We start from the raw sequence: 4,874 nt of genomic DNA on the forward strand, positions 1-4,874 counted from the left end.
GATAAAGAAAGGACTCGATGCCTGGCAGCGCCTGCACCTTCTTCCACGCGAGCGCGAAGGCGGCGGCTTGCACAAGTTCACCGTCGGGACCGGGCGGGCAGTCAAAGCCTTGTTCGGTCAGCACGATTCGGCGTGGCTTGCCCTCGAAAAGGAAGCGCGGCTGGCGCAGGAAGGCGGGCAGCACCTCGAGATTGTGAAACGTGATCCGCGGCGCATCGAACCGCAAGGGCGCGGAGCGATCATTCCAAAAGCTTGGCTGCCTGAGGTTCTCTGGATACGGATGATGCGCGAGGTTCCATGGGAAATCCCCTTCACGTCTCGCACGCTCGTGGACTCCATCCAGAACCTCCAGGCCGGTGAAGTCGTGCGTCCGATCCGTCGTCGCGGTAAGCGTCCAGTGATGGTCCAGCGAGATAAAGATCGGGAAGTCCGCATGCACACTGCGCGTGGCCAGATCGGCGATGCGCAGCGCCACGCTGTATTCGCGCAACAACACCTCCGGCTCGACCGCGCCCAGGTGATACCAGCCCCAGTGGTTCTGCACTTCGTTACCGATCACAAGCCCAGCGATCTGGCCAAACTGCGCATCCTCCCGCGTGTAGCGATCCACCAGCCAGTGGAGGATCGCGCGGTAAAAGAAGACGCCTTCCTCCGTCGCCGTATTGAACGCCGCCGGGCCCTCTGGAACCGTCGCCGGATCAGTGAGGGGATGCACGAGCGGCGATGTCCGTGACATGGTCTTCGGAACGTAGTTCCCGAGGATGCCGGTCACGCGCATCTTCGCCGCGTGGAGCGCCTGCAGCTCGCGATCAAGCGCCGCGACCGCAGCCGGACGAAGCCCGATCTTTCTCCCCTCAAATTCGAAGCTGAGCTTGGGTTCCACGCTCTGCCAATCGATCAGCCAGCCGATGTTGATGTTCTGGTTCGACTGCCCGAAGCCGAGCGCCTTGCCATCTTCCACGTCGAGCAGGCAGGCGATCCCTTTCTTGTTCGCGAGCGAGCCGAGGGAGTTCTTCCGTTGCGGGAGCGCGGAGAAATCCGTGACATGCTGCGGCGGACCAAGAGCCTTTCCATCCAAGCGACGTTCAAACTTAGCGAACAGCCGGTCGCGTTTGCCATCGAAGCGAGGCACCGTTGCCTCCGCACCCTCGCCGCTCCACAAAACGCGGCCTTCTCCCACCGCCGAGGTATGCAGCGGTAACTCGCGAATCTCCGTCATTCCCGCGCTGGGCGGCCACGCAAAGCGCAGCGAATCCGGCGTGACCGCCACACGTAGCGGAGGTTCGTCAGCGCGGACAAGATTGCTGAGAACGACAAGCGCCGTCAGCAGGCGGAGGCAGAGTGAGTCTTTCATCGCGTGCGTTCTCACGGCTTCGGCAACGGCACCTGCGCGGTGGTGCGCAGATACGCGATGAGGTCGCGGACTTCGTCGTCTTTGAGGGTTTTGAGCAAGCCCTCGGGCATCATGGAGATGGGGGATTTCTCGCGAGAGAGGATCTCGGATTTGGTGACGACGCTGTCTTGGCCGACAAGGCGGAGCGTGAGCTGTTGGTTGTCTTCGGCAGCGACCGTGCCGGAGAGGGTGCGGCCATCGCGAGTGGTGACGATGACGAGTTGATAGCTCTCCTGCATGACCTCGCTGGGGTTGATGATCTGGGCGAGGATGTAGTCGAGATTAGCGCGATTGGAGCCGGTGAGATCGGGGCCGACAATGCCGCCAGCGCCATAGAGCATGTGGCAGCCCATGCAGGTGCGCTCGAAGATGGCGCGACCCTTACTGGTATTGGCTTTGGCAATCACGGCATCGGTGAGCATGGCTTTGTATTTTGCCATCTCAGCCTGCTTATCACTGGCGAGCTGGGTGATGGGACCCCAGAACTCGACGAACGATGGCCCGAGCACGCGGTAGAGTTGGCGGGCGTCAAAGGCGGTGACATCGGTCTTCGGAATCGTGTTCTTCTTCAGCTCAGCGACCAAGGCCTGCGCGGTGCTGCGGCGTGCGGAGAGCGTGGTGACGACCTCGGCTTTCTCCACAGCTGAAAGTTTGGCGTAGCGCTGGATCAAGGTCGGCGCGATCTGCGGCGCATCGAACGAAGCCAGAGCGCGGATGGCATCGCGACGCACGGCGGGTTCATCGAGCAGGGACAACACCACGGGCAGCGCAGCGGCATAGGCATCGCGGGCAAAGGCGGTCAGGATTTGCCGGCGACGCTCAATAGGCGCGGCCTTGTCCTTGAGCACGGCAAGCTGGGCTTCGGCGGCTTTGGCATCGCCGAAAAGCTGACCAATCTGCGCGGTGAAGTCGCTCAATTTTGCCTCCTTAGTGTCATCGAGCGCGGCAAATGCTTCATCCCAGTTCTTTGGCTTCGTGACCACATTGCGGCCCAGCGATTTGAGGCCATCACGCACGCCTTCCAGAAGCTGGAGACGCAGGGCGAGATCGGTGTTGCTCAGCAGCGCGGCAGCCACGGGCTCAAGCTGTTTGGCAGCGATGGCGCGGCGAGCGATGTATGGCGCGAGCAGCGGGATCTTGCTGTGCGTGGCGAGTACCATCGCTCGCGTGGCGTCGGCTTCGACCATCGGCTCGATGCCAAACCAAATCATCTTCGGCAAGTTGTGATCCGCAGCGTCCTCGGCATGAGCGACGAGGTTCTGCGCGATGGGCCAGCGCTCCGCCACGTTCATGCGCTGAAGCGCCGCCGCGAGGTAAAGGCGCACGATGGGCGAGCTGTCCTTCTCCGCCATCGCGGTGAACTTGGCCAAAGCTGCCGTGCTATAAGCACGATCTTCACCCAGCAACTGGATGGCCCAGCCGCGAACATAGGGCTCCACATGATCGAGCAACGGCAGCAAACGATCCGCGGGGAGATTCTGCGTGATGTGCAAAGCCCAGAGAGCGCGAAGTTGATGCGCGGAGGTCTTGGATTGCGCGAAGAGTTCCCACAGCTTTGCGGGCACTGCGGCATCGAGTTGATGCGCAGCAGCACGTTGCTGGAGCAGCACACGAGCACGGCGGCTATACCAGTCGTTGCGATGCGTCAGAAGGCCGACGAGTTCGAGATCGGACTGCGCAGCGAGGTTGATGCCGGACTTCCCTGGCAGGCCCTTCGGCGCGAGGCGGTAAATGCGGCCGGTGTCTTTGTCGTGCGTGGCATTGCCGCAAATTTCGGTGTCATGCCAGTCGAGCACATACGCCGCGCCATCGGGTCCGATTTCCATGCTGAAGCCCACCCACGCGTTGTCATTGGCGAAGAGTGGTTCATTGCCATGATGGCCGATGAAACCCGAGCCGCTGGGCTTGAGGATGTCCGTGATCACATCATGCTCGTGCAGATTTGCCATGATGATGCGGTCGCGGTATTCCTTCGGGAACTCATCGGCGAGATAGACACGAGCGCCGCCGTGCGCGGAGCGATGGCGATGGTCGGCGATGGTCTTGATGTCATCGAAGACGTAAGGATTGATGTGGCTGCCGCCCTGACGGTGATAGATGCCGCCGGGGATGACATGCCAGAGATGCGGGATGACGCAGGCCGTGATGAAGATCTGGCCGTGGTCATCGAAGTCGAGTCCCCATGGATTGCTGAAGCCGTGCGCGACGACTTCAAAGCGATCCTTCGTGGGATGATAACGCCAAACACCACCATCAATGTATTGGCCATCTTTGACCGGCATCTCGGTGGGGAACGGATCGCCCTTGCGCAAGATTTTGCCGCCATCCGCAGGCTTGCCCACGGTCGAGCGTGTAGCGAAACCCTGGCAGCCATAGAGCCACCCATCAGGCCCCCAACTGAAGCTATTGAACACTTCATGGCGATCCTGAATGCCCCAGCCCGTGAGCCGCACCTCAAGCGGGCCATCGGCTTTGTCGTCGTGATTCTTGTCAGGAACGAAGAGCAGATTCGGCGGTGCACCGAGCCACAATCCATCGAAGCCCACGGCGATGGCCGAAGGAAACGGAATGCCTTCAAGGAAGACTTTTCGCGTGTCGAACTTCCCATCGCCAGTCGTGTCTTCCAGGATCAGGATGCGACTGTTGCCATCGGCGGAGAAACCTGCGCTGCGTGTTTCATAGTCACGATTCTCCGCGACCCAAAGGCGGCCGCGATCATCCCAGCAGAACGCCATCGGCTGTGTGATCATCGGCTCCACCGCAGCGAGCTTCGCTTCGAAACCCTCAGGCACGGTCATCTTTGCCACCGCTTGTTCGCCGGTAAGAAAAGCAGCCTCTTTGCCTTCCGCCTTGGCGATGCCCCACATCACAGCATCCGAACCCTGACCCGTGTAGGCCTTCCACGCATCCGTGACGGCCACATCATTGAGCTTGCCCGTATAGACAAAGAACTGATGCCGCACCGTCTCGGACTTGCCCTTGGCAATCTTCCAATCGCCCGTAATCGCGCGACAAGGCCCCACACCCATCTGCCCATCCACGCGCCACGACTGCGGGTAGCCAGCGTTCTTCGGATGATCAAAAATCGCAATGTGCGCCTGGTCCTCGCGACCATCCAGTTTTAAGCCGACATCCACCCAGATCGAGCGCTGTCCTTCAGCACGCCCGTTGCTCTGACGCACGCTGTTCATCACGCCGCCTTCCATGCCTGGCTTCCACGGCATGCGCAGAAAGAGTCCGCCGTAAGGCTGCTTGGCCATGGTCAAGTCCACGAGCCCTTCACCCTTCCATTCAAGCTCCAGGAAGTAACGGCCATCGTTATCGCGCATCGTCCACACCTGCGTCTCCTTCATCACCGGCTTGCCCTCGGCATCGAGCAGTTGATAAACCGTCGTCCACTTCACCAGCTCGCCTTTCGGCACCAGAACCACGCTCGACACCTTGCGCCAGAAGCCCGCTCCTGGATTGTGAAAATAGTCGC

The 4,874-nt window shown here is 61.0% G+C and carries 2 protein-coding genes; both read right to left on the bottom strand.

Annotation, left to right across the window (positions count from 1 at the left end; all coding sequences use genetic code 11):
- The coding region (locus AC6FTP_RS25465; protein WP_497209713.1) for a DUF5722 domain-containing protein at positions 1–1,354 on the bottom strand (1,354 nt) is incomplete at its 3' end.
- An 11-nt stretch (positions 1,355–1,365) separates the two neighbouring features.
- The coding region (locus AC6FTP_RS25470) for a PVC-type heme-binding CxxCH protein (RefSeq protein WP_497209714.1) at positions 1,366–4,874 on the bottom strand (3,509 nt) is incomplete at its 5' end.

The sequence above is a fragment of the Prosthecobacter sp. genome, assembly GCF_044378005.1.
Taxonomy (GTDB): Bacteria; Verrucomicrobiota; Verrucomicrobiia; order Verrucomicrobiales; family Verrucomicrobiaceae; genus Prosthecobacter.